19 protein-coding genes, 1 pseudogene and 1 riboswitch are annotated in these 20,529 nt (G+C 50.9%); of the genes and pseudogenes, 3 read left to right on the forward strand and 17 right to left on the reverse strand.

Going from position 1 to position 20,529, the window contains the following annotated elements:
* Positions 1 to 33 precede the first annotated feature (33 nt).
* On the forward strand, positions 34 to 2,616 hold the full coding sequence (locus K9G39_RS09055; protein ID WP_292004604.1) for a carboxypeptidase regulatory-like domain-containing protein: 2,583 nt from the start codon (positions 34 to 36) through the stop codon (positions 2,614 to 2,616).
* Positions 2,617 to 2,645: 29 nt separating this feature from the next.
* On the opposite strand, the gene cbiR is transcribed toward K9G39_RS09055, so the two are convergent.
* From cbiR to K9G39_RS09100, 9 genes are all read right to left on the reverse strand, one after another.
* Positions 2,646 to 3,440, reverse strand: a complete 795-nt coding sequence (gene cbiR, locus K9G39_RS09060) for a cobamide remodeling phosphodiesterase CbiR (protein WP_292004605.1) — start codon at positions 3,438 to 3,440, stop codon at positions 2,646 to 2,648.
* An 11-nt stretch (positions 3,441 to 3,451) separates the two neighbouring features.
* Positions 3,452 to 4,735 (reverse strand): ABC transporter ATP-binding protein, encoded by a 1,284-nt coding sequence (locus K9G39_RS09065; protein ID WP_292004606.1) that lies wholly within the window; start codon positions 4,733 to 4,735, stop codon positions 3,452 to 3,454.
* Between the two features lie 289 nt (positions 4,736 to 5,024).
* The gene (locus tag K9G39_RS09070; protein ID WP_292004607.1) at positions 5,025 to 6,053 is read right to left on the reverse strand and encodes an iron ABC transporter permease; all 1,029 of its coding nucleotides are present in this window, start codon (positions 6,051 to 6,053) and stop codon (positions 5,025 to 5,027) included.
* 7 nt (positions 6,054 to 6,060) lie between these two features.
* Positions 6,061 to 6,588 (reverse strand): cob(I)yrinic acid a,c-diamide adenosyltransferase, encoded by a 528-nt coding sequence (cobO, locus tag K9G39_RS09075; RefSeq protein ID WP_292004608.1) that lies wholly within the window; start codon positions 6,586 to 6,588, stop codon positions 6,061 to 6,063.
* 174 nt (positions 6,589 to 6,762) lie between these two features.
* A complete protein-coding gene (gene cbiB, locus K9G39_RS09080; protein ID WP_292004609.1) occupies positions 6,763 to 7,719 on the reverse strand; it encodes an adenosylcobinamide-phosphate synthase CbiB in 957 nt (318 codons plus the stop codon).
* Between the two features lie 7 nt (positions 7,720 to 7,726).
* On the reverse strand, positions 7,727 to 8,803 hold the full coding sequence (cobD, locus tag K9G39_RS09085) for a threonine-phosphate decarboxylase CobD (RefSeq protein ID WP_292004610.1): 1,077 nt from the start codon (positions 8,801 to 8,803) through the stop codon (positions 7,727 to 7,729).
* The gene (locus K9G39_RS09090; protein ID WP_292004611.1) at positions 8,800 to 10,314 is read right to left on the reverse strand and encodes a cobyric acid synthase; all 1,515 of its coding nucleotides are present in this window, start codon (positions 10,312 to 10,314) and stop codon (positions 8,800 to 8,802) included. The genes cobD and K9G39_RS09090 overlap by 4 nt, the downstream gene beginning before the upstream one ends.
* The gene (gene bluB, locus K9G39_RS09095; RefSeq protein WP_292004612.1) at positions 10,308 to 10,952 is read right to left on the reverse strand and encodes a 5,6-dimethylbenzimidazole synthase; all 645 of its coding nucleotides are present in this window, start codon (positions 10,950 to 10,952) and stop codon (positions 10,308 to 10,310) included. The genes K9G39_RS09090 and bluB overlap by 7 nt, the downstream gene beginning before the upstream one ends.
* Before the next feature lie 20 nt (positions 10,953 to 10,972).
* Positions 10,973 to 12,925 carry a TonB-dependent receptor gene (locus K9G39_RS09100; RefSeq protein WP_363319379.1) on the reverse strand — a complete coding sequence of 651 codons (1,953 nt, stop codon included), beginning with the start codon at positions 12,923 to 12,925 and terminating at the stop codon, positions 10,973 to 10,975.
* A 264-nt stretch (positions 12,926 to 13,189) separates the two neighbouring features.
* Positions 13,190 to 13,431: riboswitch (cobalamin riboswitch) on the reverse strand.
* 283 nt (positions 13,432 to 13,714) lie between these two features.
* Between K9G39_RS09100 and K9G39_RS09105 the strand changes: the two genes are divergently transcribed.
* Together K9G39_RS09105 and K9G39_RS09110 are read left to right on the forward strand one after the other, a co-directional pair.
* A complete protein-coding gene (locus tag K9G39_RS09105; protein ID WP_292004613.1) occupies positions 13,715 to 13,975 on the forward strand; it encodes a BrnT family toxin in 261 nt (86 codons plus the stop codon).
* A 21-nt stretch (positions 13,976 to 13,996) separates the two neighbouring features.
* Entirely contained in the window at positions 13,997 to 14,311 is a 315-nt protein-coding gene (locus tag K9G39_RS09110) for a BrnA antitoxin family protein (RefSeq protein ID WP_292004614.1), read from the forward strand.
* A gap of 224 nt (positions 14,312 to 14,535) precedes the next feature.
* Here the strand turns inward: K9G39_RS09110 and K9G39_RS11200 are convergent, their stop codons facing one another.
* The 8 genes and pseudogenes from K9G39_RS11200 to K9G39_RS09145 form a co-directional block, all read right to left on the reverse strand.
* Positions 14,536 to 14,889: a DUF6713 family protein gene (locus K9G39_RS11200; protein ID WP_363319380.1), complete on the reverse strand. Its 354-nt coding sequence runs from the start codon at positions 14,887 to 14,889 to the stop codon at positions 14,536 to 14,538.
* 254 nt (positions 14,890 to 15,143) lie between these two features.
* Positions 15,144 to 15,347, reverse strand: a pseudogene (locus K9G39_RS09115) (transposase); the annotation flags it as partial.
* 96 nt (positions 15,348 to 15,443) lie between these two features.
* Positions 15,444 to 16,016: a hypothetical protein gene (locus K9G39_RS09120; protein ID WP_292004615.1), complete on the reverse strand. Its 573-nt coding sequence runs from the start codon at positions 16,014 to 16,016 to the stop codon at positions 15,444 to 15,446.
* A gap of 485 nt (positions 16,017 to 16,501) precedes the next feature.
* Positions 16,502 to 17,566 carry an ATP-binding protein gene (locus K9G39_RS09125; RefSeq protein ID WP_292004616.1) on the reverse strand — a complete coding sequence of 355 codons (1,065 nt, stop codon included), beginning with the start codon at positions 17,564 to 17,566 and terminating at the stop codon, positions 16,502 to 16,504.
* Between the two features lie 197 nt (positions 17,567 to 17,763).
* A complete protein-coding gene (locus K9G39_RS09130) occupies positions 17,764 to 18,321 on the reverse strand; it encodes a hypothetical protein (RefSeq protein WP_292004617.1) in 558 nt (185 codons plus the stop codon).
* Between the two features lie 192 nt (positions 18,322 to 18,513).
* Positions 18,514 to 19,650: a DUF6236 family protein gene (locus tag K9G39_RS09135; protein ID WP_292004618.1), complete on the reverse strand. Its 1,137-nt coding sequence runs from the start codon at positions 19,648 to 19,650 to the stop codon at positions 18,514 to 18,516.
* Between the two features lie 152 nt (positions 19,651 to 19,802).
* Positions 19,803 to 20,009 (reverse strand): tyrosine-type recombinase/integrase, encoded by a 207-nt coding sequence (locus tag K9G39_RS09140; protein WP_363319381.1) that lies wholly within the window; start codon positions 20,007 to 20,009, stop codon positions 19,803 to 19,805.
* A 192-nt stretch (positions 20,010 to 20,201) separates the two neighbouring features.
* Positions 20,202 to 20,529 (reverse strand): SUMF1/EgtB/PvdO family nonheme iron enzyme (locus K9G39_RS09145; RefSeq protein ID WP_292004620.1); only part of this gene is annotated, 328 nt, incomplete at its 5' end.

Genomic DNA, 20,529 nt, shown 5'->3' on the forward strand with positions numbered 1-20,529 from the left:
TCAGGGATGCGCGCCATTAAGGAATGGGCAATCATGCTGACAGTCCTCAGCTGCCAGCATGCAATCCCCTTCACGGCATTTGCGGAACAGCCCCTTGAACGGGCTGCGACGCAGCCCGCCGCAGCGGAAGAATCGGCTGCATCCGACCAACCGGAGGAGCTTCTTGTTGATGTTTTGTTCAACCGGCGCTCGACAGGCTCCCAGCTCTGCTATAAACTTCAGGAAGAATACTGGATACCCTTTGCTCTTTTTCTTGAGCAAAGCGGCCTGAAAGCCCCGGAAATCGGCAAGGGCCGCATAAGCTTCGAAACAACTCTCGGCACCATCACCTTCGACTCCGGATCGGTAAAACTTATCGGCCGGACACTCTGCGTCTCCCTCGGTGAGCTGAAAAAGACCTTTCTTGTGGGGGGCCGCTTCAACCAGTCGACCTTTGCCATAGAACTCGACGTACCCTGGCAGCCGGGCAGCCCCGAATCGTACACAAAAAAAAGCGTGCCGGTAATCCCCGACATCAAGGCCCCGAACAGCTCGCTCTCATTTATGCGCATCGAGCCGGAAATCACCTGGGACTTCGATGCGAACCCGGAAAAAAATCTTTTTTTCGAAGCCGGCGGCCGGGTGTTCGGAGGCGTATGGGACATCACTCTGGAAGGCGATCCGGAACAATCCCTTATCCCCACCCGTTACCACTGGACAACCTTCAGCAGAAACCTGGCCATCCGTCTCGGAACGGGCTCCACGGATATCTATCCGTTGATCGATGACCAGTTTTTCACCGGAATCCAGTTCGGATGGAACAATCACAACATTCTCAATCAGCTCGATTTTGAACGATACAGCGATTCGGACGTCTTTCTCTCCCTCGACCGTACACAGCAGCGTTCGATTGAAGGAAGCGGACCTCCTGCTGCGATTGCCGAACTGCGCCTTGACGGTGTAGTTGCCGCCCGGCAGCGAATAGGGCTCGACGGACGCTTCAGGTTCAGCAATGTCCGGATGACGAGCGATTTGAGAAAAACCGAAGTCTGGCTTTTCGAACGCTCCCTGAGGGAAAAACCTCTTGCGGTACTCGACTACACCATATCGATCATGAACCGTAGCCTTCCGTCCGGTGAAATCCTGATCCGCGGAGGTGGCGGCATAACCGGCAATCCTCTCGACGAAAGCGAAGTGCCCGGGCGAATGACAGGGTTCGGGCATCTCATGTACGGCCTCGGAAACAGAATAACGCTTGAGGGCGGTGTGCAGCACAACCCTGATAACCGCTCCACCGACTTCATGCTGGGCTCGGTCATTTCGCTTGGAGGAAACTGGGCGACCGCTCTTTACGGCGCACGGTCGAATGGGAGCTACGGAGCCGACTTCCGGTTTGAAGGGCATGGAAAACAGTGGGACATGTCGGCCCTTTCAAGCTGGCAACAGCGAGGATTTTCCAGCAACGACACCGAGCGCACACAGGATCACTCCCTGCGTTTTTCGACCGGCATTCTTGAACCGTTCGACATTCTGCTCTACGGGCGCTATTCCAGAACAGGCGCCGGCGAGATCAGGAAGTTTCTCCTTCCAGGCTTTTACTGGACGGTTTCACCATGGTTGATGTTCTCCGCCCTGCCCGACGACGACGAGAAATACCGCTATGAAACCACCATGCGTCTCGGAAGCCAAAGCGACCTTTCGGTTGTCTATGAAAAACAGACCGTTACGGCTGACTGGCGTCTGGACTTCAGCCGCTCACTCATCAGCCGGTTCATGCACTCCTACGCCACAAAGACCGAAGACCATCTATCGAGTCTCTACCTCGACTGGTACCCCGGAGGATCGCGCTTCGACCTGATCCGTCTCGGGGCATCCCGTTCCGGAAACGAGCTCGGCTACTCCGCAGCATGGAGCAAGTTCATCAACGCCGGTCTTCGCTTCAGTCTGCAGTACAGCTACAACATGAACAACGCCCACCAGCTTGACACTGAAGAAAACTTTATCGAGGACTTCGTCGATACCGAGGCCCGCCATTTCGCATCCTTTACCATGACCTGGGACATGGGCTTCTCCGGAAAAAGGGCATTCCCGGTCAACCGGTCTGCCATCAGCCACACCAGGGGAGGGCTTGCCGGCTCCCTCGATATCATGAACGATACCCGGCTCGGATCTTCCGATATCAACGACGTCGATATTCTCCTGAACGGAAGAAAAGTCGGCCAGCGCCAGATAGACGGAACCTTCTTCGTGGGAAACCTCCGACCGGGAGTCTACAGGGTAGATATCGACACAGAAAAACTGCCTCTCGAGCTGAACGTCGCCCGTAATTCGGTTAAGGTCGAAGTTCGCAACGGCACGGTCACCGAGGTCAATATTCCGGTGTATGCGGAGTTCGGGGTTGCCGGATGTCTGAGCGACCCCAGGGGCAACGGCGTTGGCGGAGTGCAGCTGGAAGTAACCGATGCCTCGGGTGCATCTGCCGGAAAAGCAACAACCGACCAGTTCGGATACTACCGGGTCGACAAACTCCGTTCGGGCACCTACACCCTGAAAACCCCGGGAGGGGAAAGCTCGCAGCAGAAAACCTTCACCATCGCCGGCGACTTCGTTTTCGACGTCAACCTCACGACTCCCTGAACGGAACCGTTCGTCCGAAATGTCCGCGTTTACCTCACCCGGGACTCCATTACCCTCGAAGAACTCGCGAAATCCTCTTCCGAAAAAATCTCGAGCGTAAACACCCTGTCGCGCCGGGGATCCTCATAAAGTGCCTGCATAACCATATCGAGAACACGGGGATTCATGAAAGAGAGCGAATTATGGTCCTTTCCCTCCCTCGTGCCGTGCATATGCAGCACTCCGGCACGGGACAGGTAGCTTTGGAGATAGGCTTCCGTCGGAAAGCCGTAATACTCGAGATGACCGACATCGAGCGTAACCGAAAAACCGTACTCCTCAACCACCGGCATGACCAGTTCGAAAGGATAGTTGAGATTTTCGACACAGATCATAGACGGCTGCACAGCGGTACGATCGAGAAGCATGCGTGATGAATCATCGACAGCATCGATAAACGTTTCTCTTTCAGCTTCTGAAAAACCGTTGATATCCACGCCCGCCCCGGCTTCGAAATGCAGCACGTATGCCGATTTCGGCAGAGTTTCCGTCAGTTCCATAATCCTCAGACACTTGCCTGCCGATCTCTCCCGTTCCTCTCTCAGGGGGTGACCCATGTAAACGTCGAGCGGCAGATGCACCGAATAGGTAAGATCATGCTCTCCGGCAAGTGCGGCAAGACGCTGCATATCCGCCGCTGAAGGGAGGTTGCTGAACTCGTCGGACTCGAACAGCACCAGTTCGATGTCGTCTACCTTGTCCTTCAGATACTCGACATTGGGAATGATGTCGGCCGCAATGATATAGGATGTTGTTCCGAACCGGAAGGGAAAGCGGTTTTTCATGGTTGGTGCCTTCAGGATTGAAATGATTTCTGCAGATGGGCGAGCAACTCATGCATCGAACTCCAGGATTCCGCTCCCCCCGCAAGCAGTTCGGCGGCTTTCCGTCCGGCGGCTTTTCCCTCGGTGTAATCGCGGGATCCGATGCCCTCGAAAAGAAAAACCGGCTTGCCCGCTCTGAGAGCTTCGTCGGCCAGAGAGAGATTGACCAGATTGCCCGAACCGAACGGTACGCCCGTAACAACAACCATATCGGCAGAGGCGGCCATAAGGGATGCCTCCCGGTAACAGGCGTTTCCCACGGCTGAAAACGGCTGTTCGAGCACAACGTCGAGATGAAGCGCTCTTGCGGCTTCCGCGTCGGAATCGAGCTTGTTGAGCACTCCGGTACTCACGTCGTACCCCTCGATCAGCATCCTCCGGTAAAGTTCTATGCCGCTTCCGCCTCCGGCGATGACATGGATCCGCCGGTCGAGCGCCATCCTGCGCCGGCCGGTGACGAGATCGCCGCTGACCTGCAGCTCCCCGCTCCATGGGTCTTTACGTACCTGCAGCTCGCAGTTGTATATCCGGCTGAGCAGTTCTGCTCGCAGCACCTCCTGGGGTGCTCCATCGGCGACAAGCGTTCCGCCGTCGAGCAGCAGCAGACGGTCCGAAAGCTGTGCGGCGAGTGTGAGATCGTGGCTGACCAGAATCACGGTGATGCGCTGCTCGCGGTTGATGTTCAACAGAATCTGCAGCACCTCCTGACGATGGTTGATATCGAGATGGGCAATCGACTCGTCGAGCATGATGATGCGAGGCTCCTGGGCAAGCACCATGGCAAGGGCCACCCGCTGCTGTTCGCCGCCGCTCAGCTCCATGAAGTACCGGTCACGCAGAGAGAGCACGTCGGTATAGATCATCGCCCGCTCGACAATATCCAGGTCAGCGGCGACGGGTCTCCCGAACAGCCCCATGGAGCTGATTCTGCCGTTCATGACCAGTTCGCCGACGCGGAAAGCCATGGGTGATTCGAGCTTCTGCGGCACAACCCCTACGAGCGATGCCCGCTCTGCGGCCTTTATGTGCTCTGCCGGCCGGCCGAAAAGCGAAACCGAACCTGAAACAGGCCTGATGAGCGCCGCTGCGGTTTTCAGGAGCGTGCTCTTGCCGCAACCGTTAGGGCCGATGAGCGATGCGAACTCCCCTTCCGCAACCGTGAAACTCACCCGGTGCAGCACCTCCCTCCCCCGGTACCCCGAGGAAACATCCCTGAACGCAAGCGCCGGACTGTCAGCCTGTGTGTGCTCGATCATAAGAAAAAAACCAAAGTGACCTGAAAGAAAAAACCGTGCGCTGTAAGCGGGAACACCGGACAATCACGGACTTGTAAAGACTGAAACATCTCCAGCGCCTCCGGAACTGAAACCCATATCGGGGGGCTTCCTGACCCGGGGTTTTCACCCCGGGCTACCACTATTTCGCTCCTAAGGAGCTTCCCTCAACCGACTACCTCCAACTGCTCACTGCTCACGACCCACTGTCTACTGCCTACTGTCTACTGCCTACTGCCTACTGCCTACTGCCTACTGCTCACAATCTTCATTAATTCCACGCCTGTTTCATCCTGCGCTGCAGAATGACCAGAAAAAAAGGCCCGCCGGCAATCGCCGTGACCACGCCGACCGGAATTTCGAGCGGTGCGAGCACCGTGCGGGCCAGGGCGTCGCACAGCACGAGAAAGGTTCCGCCCCCGACAGAGGCGAGCGGCACGAGACGGCGATGGTCCGGCCCGAACATTGCCCTCATGACGTGGGGGACGATAAGCCCTACAAAGCCGATCATGCCGGCCATGGAAACCGCTGTCGCGGCCAGGAGCGTCGCCCACAGAAGTCCGGCTACAATCACCGCTCCCGCGTTGATTCCCTGATAGTGGGCCATCTCCCGGCCAAGGGTAAGCGCATTGAGGCGGGACGAAAGCACCCATATTCCGGCAATGCCCAGAAGCACGAGGGCCAAAGAGAAAACCTGCTGCTGTGGGGAAACCGGCTGCAGGTTGCCGAGCATCCACCAGATGACGTTATGCAGCCCTTCGACGCTTGCGGTGGATACGAGGAACATGATCAGGCTCGAGCATATCGAACTCACGATCACGCCGCTGAGAATCAGGCTGTAAACCGAAGGAGAGCCGCCCGCCCCCTGACTGGCAATACCGTAAACCACCATCAGGGTGATCACTGCCGAAACGAATGCCGTAACGGGAAGGTTCAGGGGCAGGGCCAGCGAAGAACCGGCCAGAATGCTCACCGTAGCACCAAGTCCGGCGCCCCCGCTTACTCCAAGTACATAGGGTTCGGCAAGCGGATTGCGCAAGAGCGCCTGAAACACCATGCCCGAGGCCGAAAGCGCCGCTCCTACAACAAGTCCCATCAGCATTCTACCGAACCGCAATGCGAGTATGGAAGAACCTGAAGGCTGCGACAGGTCGGGGATGCCTATACCCGAAGGACCGAGAAGAAGAGAGAGCAGACAGAGCAGCGGAACCGCGAGCAGAAACAGCAGGATCTTCAGGCGTTCCCTGCCTGGCTTCCTGCCGGTATAGCGGTTGTCGGGGCAACTTTGCATTGATCCCATCGGTCGCTCAGTTCTCCACGCCTTTCTGTGCCGCAATCCCCTCTTCGTAGCCGTGCTTGACCAGTGTCATTTCCGTCACCGTATCGGCGGCGGCGATGAGTGCCGGAGGAGCGTTTCTCCCCGTCATAACCACGATTTTGCCGTCCTCAGCGCTCCGGAGTGCGGCCACCAGGGGCTCAACCGGAATCAGACCGTGACCGAGAGCGAAGCAGACCTCGTCGAGCAGCACGAATTCGTACTCCCGGGAGGCGAGCGCCTCCAGAGCGGCCTCAAGTCCTTCGCGGGCAGCCTCACGGTGCGCCTCCATTGCGGGACTGTGAGGGTCACGAGGAAGAAACCCTTTTCCGAACTGCGTCCAGCTCACTCCCGGAAGAACGCTGAAAAACCGCTGCTCCCCTACTGCATCGTCCGATTTGACGAACTGGATCACCGCGGCACGCATGCCGTGGCCCAGGGCTCTGGCCAGCATGCCGAAGGCCGCCGTGCTTTTACCCTTTCCGTTACCGGTGAAAAGAAGAATTCTTCGCTGTTTCATAGCCGTAATATCTTATTTGGTTATACAAGGGAACCTCTACAAAGTTATTGCGCAACAAAATTGCTGCGTTGGTCGGTGCTCGAAGTCCTCATGTACTCCGTGTACACTCCGGCTTCTCCGCTCCGTCCACCTTGCACTTTGATCGCTCATCACGCTTTATAGAGGTTCCCGCAATCAAAGTATCTGCTGCAAAAGCAGCCTCACGCCGATTCCGGCGGCAAGAAAAACGAACGCGGTAAGCCGCATGAGCAAAACGCTGTTCCGAATCGAAGCCACAGAACAGGCGGCCCTGTGAAGACCAAGCAGAGGCGCTTCGTGGATAACTCCTCCGTAGCTTCTGGGGCCTCCGAAAGTCACGCCAAGCGCACCGGCAAAAGCCGCTTCGGGATATCCCGCGTTCGGACTTGCGTGCAGCCTGGCTCCGCTTCCGACCGCCTTAAAGATATCAAAAAACCCGAGTCTCCGAAGAAGCGCGGCAAGCGCAATTGCAAGCACCGTAAGCCTTGCCGGAAGCCAGTTGACGAGATCGTCGAGCTTTGCCGAAGCCCAGCCGAATTCACGGTAGCGCTCGTTCAGGTATCCGAACGACGAATCGAGCGTGTTGACCGCCTTGTAGGCAAGCGCGCCTGCGGGACCAAAGAGCAATGCGTAGAAAAGCGGCGCGGTCACTCCGTCTACGGTATTCTCCGCAACGCTCTCCGTGGCGGCAAGCGCGACACCCTCTTCCGTGAGACCTGCGGTATCCCGTCCGACCATCCAGGAGACCTTCCGGCGGGCAAGGGAAAGATCCCCCGAGAGAAGTGCATCCCCGACAGCACGGGCATGATCACCGAGATCCTTCACGGCAAAGGAGGTGTAGAGCAGAAAAACCCCGGCTATCGAACCGGCAACGGGATGCAGCCGTCCGGCAGCTTCGATGAGGAGCCATGCCGCACCTGCCGTTCCGCCCACAACGACCATTACACAGAGCACTCCTGCAACCCTCAGAGGCATACCCGAAGACCTGAGCACTTTCTCGGACCCGAGCGCCAGCCATGCAATTCCCCTGACGGGATGCGGCATCCAGCGGGGGTCGCCGAAAAGCAGGTCGCAAAAGAAGGCTGCCAGAAGCATGTATTCAGGTTTCACCATAGCGCGTCTACAACCCTGCCGGCATTTCGGGAACGGCTCGAAAGGCTTCGAGCAGGAAATCGTTTTCGAACGGCGTGCGGATGGCGAACCTGAAATAATTCTCTTCAAGACCGGCAAAATTCCGGCAGTCGCGTACCATGATGCCGCGATGGAAAAGATGCCCGAGCATCAGGTCGAGTGAACACCCTCCCCGCCATTGCACGAGAAAAAAATTCGCAGACCCGCCTGCAACGCATAGCTCCGGCATTTGTGAAAGAGCAGAAACGATGCGCTCTCTTTCAGTCGTCATCAGTTCCATGAGTGCCGCTTCATACGCACCGCACGCCGCAAGCTCAAGCGCGACGCTTTCGGCAACGGCATTGAGGGTCCATGGCTCCTTGAAATCGTAAAGTTTGCGGATTGTATCGGGGTGAGCGACAAGCGCGCCGAGACGCAGGCCGGGCAGCGCATAGAATTTCGTAAGCGAATGCACGACAACGATATTCGGGAACGCCTGCACCGCCTTCATGAGCGACACCGCCGGAAAATCCGGAAGAAACTGGACGAACGCTTCATCGACGAAAAACCACTTTCCGGGAAAGCGGCTGGCCAGTGCCATGGTCATTTCCGGAGGAAACAGCGTGCCGGTCGGATTGTTGGGATTGGCCAGAAAAAAGGCGTCGAACCCGTCAAGTTCATCGGCAAGTTTCCCGATCGGCGGAAGGGCGAATCCATCTTCGGGGCTGAGCTGCAGCACTCCTGTTTCCGCGCCGGCAATGCGGGCCGCCCGGCCATATTCGTAAAAAGAGGGGGAGAGCAGAAGCATCCGCCGGATACCCAGTGCCCTCGGCAGAAGATAGATCCCCTCTACAGCACCGTTCAGGGCAAGCAGGGATGCATCCTCAAGAGCGAACCTGCTGGTATAGAACTCCCGAACACCCCGGCCGTCTACTGACGGATAGGCCTGCATTGCTGCCTGCCCGATAGCCAAAGGAGCCTCAAACGGGAACAGCGGACTGATATTCACGCTGAAATCAATGAGATGGCGCTCTGCCGCTTCCGGTTCGGCCGGCCCGCCGTGGCGGTGGTGATAGAGACTGTTCATCGGCCGGCGAATGGCTTGTCGATCACGGCATAGAGCTTTTCAAGGTCGAGATGCGCGGCAACATGGCTTGCGAGCCTGTCGTAGCTCTCCTCAATGCCGTGTTCGTGGCGTGCCGGACGGTACTGCGGATCGGCAAGGGAGAGAAACCGGTGCCGCACCTGAGGTTCGTCGAATATACCGTGGAAATAGGTGCCGATTGCCTTGCCGTCGCCGCTCACGGCGCCATCGCTGTCGCTGACGGATTGTCCGTTTCGGCTGACCACCTGCATGAAGGGTTTGCTGCCCTGCGAGAGGGTCGTGCGTCCCATATGGATTTCATAGCCGCGAGCTTGAAGGCCGTCCGCATCGTCGAGGATTCCGGATGCGTTGCAGAGGCACTTCTCACTCTCGAGCACGGTTTCACAGTCGAGCACTCCGAGGCCTGCGCTGACACCCGGTTCACCCTCCACGCCCGACGGATCGGCAATGGAACGGCCCAGCATCTGGAACCCCCCGCACACCCCTACGATGAGACCACCGCGCTCCCTGAACTCCCGGATGCGCTCCTCCCACCCGAGCGAGCGAAGCCATGCGAGATCGCCGCGCACGTTTTTCGAGCCCGGCAGCACCAGCATGCTGTAGCCGTCAAGCGAGCGGGGATAGTGCAGATAGTGCAATTCCACCGCCGTGTCCTCCTCCAAGGGAGAGAGGTCGGTAAAGTTCGAGATGTGAGGAAAGTAGACAGCCGCCACGCCGGTCTTCCCCTGCTGCAGACTGCCGGGAGGATCGACCCTGGAGGCGAGCGGCACGGCATCCTCGGCGTCGATGGAAAAGCCACGGAAACAGGGCACCACTCCGAGCACAGGCACGCCTGTCATCTCTTCGAGCATCCGAACCCCGTCGCGGAACAGCTCGATATCTCCCCTGAAACGGTTTACGATGACTCCTTTCACCAGTGCCCGGTCTTCGGGCGGAATCACCGCCAGCGTACCGACAACCTGGGCGAACACCCCGCCCCGGTCGATATCGGCCACCAGCACAACCGATGCCCCGGCATCTCTGGCGGTGCGGAAGTTCACGAAATCGCGGTCGTAGAGGTTCATCTCGGCGCAGGAGCCCGCCCCTTCGATAACAAGCAGTTCATATCGCTGCATGAGCCTCAGAAGGCTCTGGCGAGCGGCGGCGGCCCAGAGCGAGGTATCCCTGAAATACCCTTTTGCCGTTTCGGTGCTGCACACCTTCCCCTGCAGCACCACCTGGGCTCCGGTATCGGAGTTCGGCTTCAGCAGCACGGGATTCATGTCGGCCGTCGGCACGACGCGCGCCGCTTCGGCCTGGGCGATCTGCGCCCGCCCGATCTCGAAGCCGTCAGGCGTGACTCCGGAGTTGTTCGACATGTTCTGCGCCTTGTAGGGCGCCACGTCGATCCCCGCATCCCGAAAAATCCTGCACAGAGCCGTGGCGATAACGCTCTTGCCCACGTCCGAAGCCGTGCCGAACACGGCTATGGCCTTCGACCCGCCCTTCACCACGTTTCGCGGTGGACGAGTGTTTCAAGCTCGAGGCGCGGCAGCCAACCGGCCTGTTCGAGCTCCGGGGTCTCGTGAAAGAAACTCACGAAACCCACGCACAGCCAGGCGTCCGGCACGATGTGCTCCGGAATGCCGAGCACCCTGCGCACATGGTCGTGATGGATGATGCTCACCCATCCAACCCCGAGATTTTCAGCCCGTGCGGCAAGCCAGAGGTTCTGCACCGCACAGACCGAGCTGTAAAGGTCCATCTCGGCATTGGCGGTACGCCCGATCACCACCTCGCCGCTCCTCGACCGGTCGCAGGTGACGCAGATGCCGAGCGGCGCGTCCATGATGCCCTCGAGCTTGAAGGCCGAGTAGGTCTGGCGCTTCTCTTCCGGAAACATCTCCGCAGCCTCCCGATGGGCGATCTCGAACCCCTCCTTTATCTCTTTACGGATTGCAATGTCTTTTACGACGATGAAATCCCACGGCTGCATGAACCCCACGCTCGGTGCGTGGTGCGCTGCATCGAGCAGCCTTCCGACCACCTCGTCCGGCACCGGGTCCGCGAGGAACTGTCCCCGCACGTCACGACGGCTGTAGATGACCTTGTAGAGGGCATCGCGCTCGATTCCAGTAATGACTGTATTCATAAAAAAATCTTTTGCGTTTACTAAATATCCGCTCTCAATCCTACCATGAAGGTGCGACCGGGCATGGTATAGCCTTTCACATACTGGTATTCGCGGTCGAAAAGATTTTCCACGGCACAGCTCACCGTCAACCCCCTGCCGTTCTTTTCACCCTGGTCGAACAGGATTTTTTTCGAAACCGAAAGGTTCGCTACCGTATAACCGCCTTTTGTAACCACATCTCCGGACCAGTCTTCCCAGTTCTCTACCCGCGTCTCTCCCGTATAGGCAAGATTGAAAACGCCACTGAAACCCCGCCGGTCGGCAACCCGGACGCCGGAGGTCACCGACACTTCGGGAGTATAGGTGAGCCGCTCGCCGGTATCGTCATCGCGATACTCCGTCAACCATGTGCCGTTCACATAAGGCTCGACCTTCCACTGCTCTCCGAAAGGGTGCAACGCCCACGAAAATTCCGCTTCGAGACCCGAAACCGTTGCTCCGCCGATATTGATCCAGGTCATGACTCCATCGACCGCCGTGGACTGGATCTTCTCCCTGAAATCGGTGGTGAACCAGGTCAGCGACGACTTCACATCGCTGTAGTTCACCTCAATCCCCGCTTCGAAAGAGCGGCTTTTTTCAGGCTTGAGATCGGAATTGCCGACATAGTGAGTCCCCCAGGAATAGAAATCGGCGACAAGCTCTCTTGCCGCAGGCATTCTGAACCCTTCGGCATAGGATGCCCTCAGCTTCAGTGCATCACTCAGGTTCCAGGCAAGACCCGCCTGTTTTGCAAGGTTATCGGTACTCTGTGAAGAACCCTGATCCTCTGAAATCGTCACATCGTACTGGTCGTAACGAAGACCTGCCGTAAGCACCACTTTGTCGGACAGGAAGCCGTATTTGCCGAGAATGAAACCGGCCGGGTTTTCATAGTCGGAAGAGAAAGGGGCAAGCGTTGAGTGGAGATCGTACCTGACCCAGTCGGCCCCGGCGGTAAGTCTCAAGGATGAATCGGAATAGGTGACCTGGGCCTGAGCGCCTTTATGATCGACCTCACTTGTACTCGAGTAGGACGAACTGGGATCGGCGTACAGGTATTCGTCTCTCCCGGTAAAATACCGTGCCATCCATGAAAAACGCCGGTCGGCGGTCGATCCTTCATAGACGACATCGGTGGAATAGGCTTTCTGGCTGGTATAGGCATCGATATCCGCCTGACTCAGATAGGACGGGGAACCGGCTTTTCCGACATTGAAATAGTTGTATATGACTCCGATCCGGTGATTGGGCAGGAATTCATAACCCACCTGAAAATTCCCCACCGTCCGGTCGCGGTATGCCGTGTTGCGGTACAACGTACCCTCGCCGGTTTCATAATCTCCCATTTCCGAAAGGGAAACCGAACCCGAAAAATCGACCTTGCCGCTCTTGCCGCCAGCCCCCATGGTTGTCTGGGTGTAATCGTTGCTTCCAAGCTCCTGCTCGAAAAAGAGCGAAGGCACGCCTTCTCCTTGGGCTGTAATGACGTTGACAATACCCCCGATTGCCGCAGAACCGTACTGAACGGCGGCAGGCCCCCTTATGATTTCAATACGCTCGACGTTTGCGGTCGAGAGTTTCGCAAGATTGCCGGTTCCGGCTCTCCTGCCGTTCAGAAGCACCAGCACCTTGCCCATAAGGTCGTTGCCGTGCGTTTCGGTCCTGAACCCGCGGATACCGACGGAGGTCATGGTGCCGGGGTATTTCTGGATATGGCCTATGCTTTTTTCGGCAAGCAGTTCACCCAGATCCTTTGCCGGAGACTCCTCGATCTCCTCCTTACCGATAACGGTAATGCTGGATGTAACGCTTTTCTTCTCCTCTTCGACACGGCTCGAGGTAACGACCAGCTCACTGCCGGTAAAGCTTTTCGTCGTCTCTTCGGCAAGGAGGCCCTTGCTCCAGAGCAGCCCTGCCATAACCAGCAGGCATACTTTCCTGTTCATCATTGATTGTCCTGTTTTCAGTTTGAGAAATACATAAACTGACAGGGGTTAAAAAGGCAGCGTGTAATTAGAGAACTCAGCGTTGCGTTATGGTTGATTTCGCATATAAGCATAAAGAAATCCTCAACGAAAGCAGCCCCGTCCTTTCGATAAAAAAAGGAGGCGGAAGAATTTCTGACTGAATCTGCAAAAAAAGACCAGAACGGCAGCAACGCGAAAAAGAAGTACAGCTTTGCCCCGACTATAACCCGTAGTCTTGTTGTTATTGATGCAAATAGCATAACCGGCAGGTCTCCTGACTTTTACGGCTTACATTCTTTGCAGACCTTCCCGCGCGCTCCCTGGGAGGAAATCGGCGCAGTGACCTGAAAAGACCGCTTTTCACACTCATGTGGCCATGAGCACTGATCGACGGTTTACCGTTGTACAGTTGCGGGTACAGTGTACGAATCTCACGTACTTCCCTATTCTCCGGCTTTTAAGCCGGCACCTGTTATGACGAGAAAGAACAGCTTGTGATTTTAAGAAATTTATCCGATAAAAAAAACACCGAAAGCAGTCATGGCTTTTTGACCCATGCTGCAGACAACCTCCTTTCCCCGAAGGAATATCTTTTTTGTTTACAGAACGTCGTCCCCATGGTACCTGAAGAAGCTCCGATCACGTCCCTGAAAAAGCCCATCCTGAATGCCGGATACAGGCTTGCGGCTGCAGCCTGCGATCCGCTTTTTCAAGAGCATCACTTGCCCTTTTCCGCACCACATTGTATATTTCAGCAATATACACAGCGTCATGGATCGTTTTACAGGCATCACCGGGTTCCAATGGGATGAAGGCAATCTTTCAAAAAATCCCGGAAAACATGGAGTAGCAAACTCCGAGTCGGAAGATATCTTCTTCAACGAGCCATTGATCGTCGCCGATGATATGAAGCACTCCGGAGTGGAGAGAAGATGGTTTGCCCTTGGCAAAACAAATGCAGGAAGAAGACTCTTTGTCGTCTTCACGCTCAGAAAAGACAAGATCAGAATCATTTCATCGCAGGAATTATGAACAGGAAGGAGCAGAACACTTATGAAAAAGCAGAAAAAAACAGTTCCTGAATTCAGGAGTGAACGGGATGAACGGGAATTCTGGGCCACGCATGACTCGTCGGAATACATCGACTGGGAAAAAGCTGGAACCGCAATCTTCCCCGACCTGAAACCGACCATGAAAACCATTTCGCTCCGGATGCCCGAGCAGATGCTCAACCGCATCAAGGTGCTTGCCAACGAAAGGGATGTGCCCTATCAGTCGCTTTTGAAAATGTTCCTCAAGGAGCGAATCGACCGGGAATACGAGCCAAAACGCAACAAGCCGCACTCCTCACGGAAAGCGAACGCATGATCGGCCTCATCCACCGCTACGTTTCCGGCAAAACAGCCTCCTGAATACCGAATACGGATTACAGACTATTGTATTATATAATTATACTTTATAGTATTTTTTCGATATACGGAAGAACGTCCTGAAGTTGCATTTAGTTTACGTAGTTGTGAGCATCTCCTCCGTACTCACTTCGATCGTTGGTATAATTATTGCCGGATTAATAACACAAAGATTTGCTAATCTCACACAATTATATCTATCAAACCTGCGACACCTGCACCGAGAATAATTATCCAAGAGAATACAGAGTTGAATTGATTCTTGGGGTGTTTAAGAAATAATACATGAAGAAACACATGAATAATAAAGAAAATATCCAAGCCTATGATCAGGTTTTGGTTTAGCCCGTTTTGTCCGTAGAGTCCCCAGAATAAGAGAAGATACAAGGGTATATGTATTGATATAAAAACAAAGTAACCTCTTTTCTCGCTTAACTTGGATAACAGAGGAAATATTGTCCATTCTTGACACTTAACAGCATGCATTTCATGCACAAGAGTAAACGAAAGTCCTACCAAGAAAAAAAAGTTTTCCATGCTTTTACTCCATTATACGAGACTCTCATTTAAAAGGAAACGTCCAACGGTTGAATTCATCGGACTGCGAGGCTTTTCGCGCAGGTTCGGTGGAATGATGATGTGTGCATTTCACGGACTTGGTTTCAATTTTTTCTCCAGCAAATCTAGTCGATACTCCCGCACCTGTATGCGCTCTTTTTTTGAATAGCGGAACTTTCTTCGAATAAAAAACCTGCAAGGAACTTCCTCATGAATGCAGAAAGTCCCGGTTAACCGATTTTGAGAAGGATATGCGCATGATTGGTCATCAGCGCCCAGGCATAGATATTCGTTCCTGTTTTCAAGGCAACCGACCCCATTCTGGATACGAATATTCCCCGATCTTTATCGTCGGCAACGATCTCTCTTTTTTCTATCCCCCGGATAATCACATGATGCAACGTGCCCGGCGAATCGAGTCTTGGACCTCTCGGCATGCCTCTAATGATTGGTTAGTATCTGAGAAATTTAACGCTGCATTCTGGTCATTGCAAATTCATGATTTCAGGAACGTCCCGCAGTCCCTCTGGATTTTAATCAAATTTTATTGTGTAATTTTGCTTTAAATTGTAAATAAATTCATCAACAATATTTTGAGGGGTGATATATAGTGATAAAGTTCTTTCTTCATTGCAAGTCTGATCTTTAAACAAAAAAGTAATATGATCATTACTTCTCTTTATTGTACTTATTAGAGAATAGTCAATATATATAGAGTTTTTTTTATTTAATAACACTTTGTTTGCAGTCGAAAAAATCAACCAAATAAATACACCAAATAATATAACAGTTAACATATTCCATTTACCCGGATCCAAACTCGCGCTGGTCAGAAAACCTGCAATTGACACAGTGATATATAATATTGGAAAAAAAAGCACGGCTTTTATGAGGGTATGTGATTTTTTTTTGATATACCCCTGTATTTCAATAGATTCTTTTTTTAGAAGAAGCTTCCCGGTTCCACTGAAATTGTAACTATTTTTTAGTTTTGCAGATACATTACTTATTTGACTAAATATAACATCAAATGATTTATCATATATTTCGCTTGATGAGTTATTGACCAGCTCTTTTTGATCGCCTTCTGTATTCGAGATATTCATATAAATTTCCCCTATTAGTTTATAAGCTATTATTAAGAAAATGAGCCATCATAAGACATCGTATACACACCAAGACGCACACTGCTGATGCCGGCCACCCAAGCAGCAGAGCCGTCAGGACATACGACAAACCCATCTCGAATACCAACGTCATCGGAAATTCATTCCTGATTTAGCTAACTACTTATTAAGGTAGCAACGATCTCTCTTTTTTCGACCCCCCAGATAATCACATGATGCAACGTGCCCGGCGAATCGAGTCTTGGACCTCTCGGCATGCCTCTAATGATTGGTTTGTATCGGATAAAGTTAACGCTGCAATGTTGTCATTGCAAGTTCATGATTTCAGGAACGTCCCGCATTCCCCCTGCTTTCGGAACGTCCCTGAGACCCCCTTTCTCAACGAAATACGAATTTCCTGTCAACGAAGCACCGAAACCCGGCTTGCGGGTAGCTGATGTTGGCAGCTGGTGTTTTTTTTGTTGTCATTTTGCAAATATGATTTTGTAAAGTTTATTTAGTCTTGTGTCACTTAGGTCTTTTAATGAAGCTATTGGCTTTTTCAATTTTAGTTTGTCAAACGCAAACAGATAAAGTTCTTCATTGTCAAAATGCAAGTCATTTTTAGCTTTGGCGTAAATTGCGCCGTAAATGTCTTTTTTCCATTGAGGATTATTCCCCTTTCTTAGTTTAGGTCTATGATCAAAGGCTATTTGCTTTTGTAGCCAAATTAATGTGTCGTCAAATTTTTCTTTTGGTAAGAGGTGATAAGATGTAATGTGATACCTATTTTTTAAAGATGTCCATGTCTGTAAAAAAAACCTTCCCTTGTCTTTTGGGTCGTTGAACTTTCCTGCTTGTTCGTTTATCTCGACAATTTTATTAACTATGTCATAAATTTGTTTCGCTTGTTCTTGTGATATGTGTATGTCTGGATTTGGAGCAACTTCATTTCTTCTTACAAGTTTATCTGTCTTAATAATTGTTCCTTGATTAACACCAACTTGTAAATTGTGATTTCCTTTTGATTTCTGGGTAACTTTAATTTGGGATTGTTCCGCATTTTTTAATGTTTCTAGATACATTTCTCTGATCTCATCTGGTTTAGCAGAGAAAACTGAAGTCCCTTTTCTTATATAGCAAATACTTTTATTATCAGCAGTAACATAAATAGGTTTTTGATTGCTTTCTTTTATCTGAACAACAACAATAAATAATGGAATATTTTCTTCGGCTATATTTATAAATTTTGTCTCATAGTTTAGCGGTTTATCAATATTGGTGTTTAGAACATTTGCTATCCAATCCTCAAATTTTCCGTTTCCTACATTGTCGCTTAATCCTATTACTATTTTTTGCTTTTCATCAATACCAAATATTATATATCCACCGTCTGCATTTGCAAAAGCTGTCGTGTCTTTGGCGAACTCTTTCCCGTCTTTATGGAATTCCCGTTTATAGTCAAGACGTTGCCCTTCTTTTTCTTGTCTAATGTAGAGAAGTTCATTTATATCCTTATACGCAATGTCTTTAATTACCTTGTTAAACATTCGTTTTCATTTAAATCATTATCGGTTTATCTGACGCACTTACAATTGATGCCAACGTTTTTGGGCTTGGCGAAGGTGGGGTTTAAAAAGCACCAAAGTTCAAATATAGTACAAAAGCTAATAGAAAGTACAAATGTTCAGCCTAGTACTAAAGCCCCACTTTTGCAAAAGCCAATGTTAGCGGTTCGTTGCTTTTACTAAAAAAGTCCCGGAATTAAACTATTAAAGTCGGATAGTATTTTTTTTCCTTTCTTAATTGTCCTAAATATTTTTTCTTTTTTTATTGTCGATTTTGCATTTTCAAATATGTCTCCTTCTTTAAGAGTTGATTTTGAAACTTTGTCTATTATGTCTTCAAGGTCATTGTACACTTCTTGTTCAGTACGGCCTTCAATTTTTACATAAATTTCATCTTCAATTTCATTCTCTTTAATCTTATAGAAAAACATCAAAGGCAAATTTTTTGTATCAGTTAATCCAAGAAAGTCAATAATTTGCTTGTTGTCTGCTGGTTCATTCCAAATCATTATCATCATTTGCATCACTCCTGATTTTGATTCAGGAAATCTGTATTCTCCTTGCTTCGGTTTCACTGCAAATATTTTCCAATTTAATCCACTACGTTCGTCCATCGCAGTCCAATAGTCTTCATCCCTTAAACATTTTTTTATATGTGGATGATTGTCTGTATACAAAATAATACTTATCAGTTTATCATCGTTTGAATTATTGTTCTTAATTATTTCGCATTCCATATTATCTCTATTTGAATTCTTTTAAATGTTTCTGGTTCTGTTTCCAATGACCGATAACGTTTCGGGGCTTGGCGAAGGTGGCGAATACGAAGCACAACTGTTCAATTAACCACTGAACCGCCACTTTCGCTAAGCCCTTGTTAGCGCTTCGTGCTTTATCGTCCGTCAAACTGTATTGTTTCAAGTTTGTAGTTACCATCTCCTTATCCCTTTTATGCTGTCATTTATTTTTGAAAACATGTTGTCACCTGATAATTCTGACTTTAGATTTAGTAGATAAGATTTAGGGTTTGCTTGCAATTCAAGTTTTTCCTTTTTCACTGCGTTAGCTGATGATACCAAACCGAAAATTACACCACCTGCTGCAAAAAACGGTTTAGCAATGTCAGGAACATAGTCCGATAAAGAAGCAACTGTTGTCGGAATGGAAATGCTTAAAAACTTGTTTACAGTTTCAATTTTGTGAGTGTCATAAAGTTTTTCCAACTTCTTCGTTTCGTTAAGTATCAACTTTGAATGTTGGTTCACTGCATCATTTAATGCCGAAGGATTATCTATGTCAGGAAGTGAGTTTGCCAAGTTAGAAACCTCATTAAAAAACGCAATCCTCTCATGGCTATAATTCTCTCTGATGTCAATTATTTTGTCAAGAGGAACGGCATTAATTTTATTAGGCACGACTGTTTCTATAAGCAAATTACCTAACCTATATTCAAATTCATTCTTGTAGTCTGAATTTATTTTTGTTTCAAATTGAATAGCAGCTGAAAAAGATTGTTCAACGTCCGTCACAATTGGAAGCGTTTTTTTCTTTGAAATTGACTTAGCAAGAAATGTCATGTAAAGAAGCCCTATTTCATTGTCAATTTTTATCCAATCTTCATATTGGTTTTCTCCAGGAATGGCAATACCAATGTCAAACAAATACTCTTTCATTCTAGGGTCAATTTTCATTACATGTATGTATGTCCCTGTTGATTTTACCATGTTTGAATAAAAACTTCTCCTTTCATTATAGTCCCTCATATAATGTCGTCCATGTCTATCTCGTTCAAAATATCTGTCGTGAAAGAAATGATCAGACTCGAGTATGTGTCTTAGCTGCTCGCTAAATCGATTGAAAGTATTTGAGGTATCATAATTTTCAGGACTGTAGTCCTTAATAAAACCAGTATGATAATTTATACTCGTTATGTCCTCATTGTCGGCAGGCTCAACAGAACTTGGAACTATCCGTGAAATATTGTCCCAAAAGAGTAAAGCATGTTTAACCCAATTCTTGTTTGTCAGGTTAATGTGTGGGTAGTAAAGTGCATGTCCGAAGCTCATATTTTTGTTTGTTTAATGGTTAACTGTTTGTGTTTGCACGGTCGTCATAGCATGATCGCCAACTCCTTTATCTATGCACCATATTCCACCAAAAGGTGCATATAGCCAGCTATTCTGGCATGCTTTATACACCTTTGAGGTGTACAATATTTTTACAAACTGTCAAAGGGGCTGGAGATTTTCAGTAAACTCTGCTCGCATACGTGTGTATAGATTTCCGTCGTCTTACTGCTCTTATGCCCTAATAGCTCTTGTATATAACGTAAATCAGTCCCTGCACCCAGTAAATGTGTTGCATAAGAGTGCCGCAACCAATGAAGCGTTACTGGTTTTTTTGATTTTGGCATGATCGAGTGCATGTTTTAACACTTTTTGCAAGCTGGTACCAACTGTTCAAATGGTAAAATACAGATATATTTCAAAATATTTATCTCAATCTCCTGCTGATGCATGCTCAGGTGGGCACCAATTCACGATCCGTTTCACCTGACATGTACGAAAGTCTCCTGCACAGGAACCGGGAGATGCACCGCCACCCCTATTTCATCTCCTCACTCCCCACCCTGCACCGGCAACACCAGCCGGAATCCCCGGAAATCGTTGACCGCTTTGGAAACCACGAACGAGCGCTGTGAACAGCGGAAGGCAAACTTGTCGGGATAGCGCCAGCAGCCGCCCCGTTCCTGGCGTAGAGCTTCTTCATCGGAAGGAGTGTTTGCGGAATCGGTTTCATCGTGCCGGACGCTGCACCACTCCATGACGTTGCCGCTCTGATTCCAAGTGCCGTAGCCGGAGACCCCTTCGGGATAGGCGTAAACCGGAGCTACCGAGTCCGCTCCCCGGTTGTTCCTGTGCCGGCAGTTGTTTTCGTCCCAGCGG

Source organism: Chlorobium sp. (assembly GCF_021740465.1).
Classification (GTDB): domain Bacteria; phylum Bacteroidota; class Chlorobiia; order Chlorobiales; family Chlorobiaceae; genus Chlorobium.

Bases quoted from the DNA above. Each gene is read 5' to 3' on its own strand.
- K9G39_RS09055 (WP_292004604.1), top strand. From the start codon at position 34: ATGCTGACAGTCCTCAGCTGCCAGCATGCAATCCCCTTCACGGCATTT.
- cbiR (WP_292004605.1), bottom strand. From the start codon at position 3,440: ATGAAAAACCGCTTTCCCTTCCGGTTCGGAACAACATCCTATATCATT.
- K9G39_RS09065 (WP_292004606.1), bottom strand. From the start codon at position 4,735: ATGATCGAGCACACACAGGCTGACAGTCCGGCGCTTGCGTTCAGGGAT.
- K9G39_RS09070 (WP_292004607.1), bottom strand. From the start codon at position 6,053: ATGGGATCAATGCAAAGTTGCCCCGACAACCGCTATACCGGCAGGAAG.
- cobO (WP_292004608.1), bottom strand. From the start codon at position 6,588: ATGAAACAGCGAAGAATTCTTCTTTTCACCGGTAACGGAAAGGGTAAA.
- cbiB (WP_292004609.1), bottom strand. From the start codon at position 7,719: ATGGTGAAACCTGAATACATGCTTCTGGCAGCCTTCTTTTGCGACCTG.
- cobD (WP_292004610.1), bottom strand. From the start codon at position 8,803: ATGAACAGTCTCTATCACCACCGCCACGGCGGGCCGGCCGAACCGGAA.
- bluB (WP_292004612.1), bottom strand. From the start codon at position 10,952: ATGAATACAGTCATTACTGGAATCGAGCGCGATGCCCTCTACAAGGTC.
- K9G39_RS09100 (WP_363319379.1), bottom strand. From the start codon at position 12,925: ATGATGAACAGGAAAGTATGCCTGCTGGTTATGGCAGGGCTGCTCTGG.
- K9G39_RS09105 (WP_292004613.1), top strand. From the start codon at position 13,715: ATGGATCGTTTTACAGGCATCACCGGGTTCCAATGGGATGAAGGCAAT.
- K9G39_RS09110 (WP_292004614.1), top strand. From the start codon at position 13,997: ATGAAAAAGCAGAAAAAAACAGTTCCTGAATTCAGGAGTGAACGGGAT.
- K9G39_RS11200 (WP_363319380.1), bottom strand. From the start codon at position 14,889: ATGGAAAACTTTTTTTTCTTGGTAGGACTTTCGTTTACTCTTGTGCAT.
- K9G39_RS09120 (WP_292004615.1), bottom strand. From the start codon at position 16,016: ATGAATATCTCGAATACAGAAGGCGATCAAAAAGAGCTGGTCAATAAC.
- K9G39_RS09125 (WP_292004616.1), bottom strand. From the start codon at position 17,566: ATGTTTAACAAGGTAATTAAAGACATTGCGTATAAGGATATAAATGAA.
- K9G39_RS09130 (WP_292004617.1), bottom strand. From the start codon at position 18,321: ATGGAATGCGAAATAATTAAGAACAATAATTCAAACGATGATAAACTG.
- K9G39_RS09135 (WP_292004618.1), bottom strand. From the start codon at position 19,650: ATGAGCTTCGGACATGCACTTTACTACCCACACATTAACCTGACAAAC.
- K9G39_RS09140 (WP_363319381.1), bottom strand. From the start codon at position 20,009: ATGCACTCGATCATGCCAAAATCAAAAAAACCAGTAACGCTTCATTGG.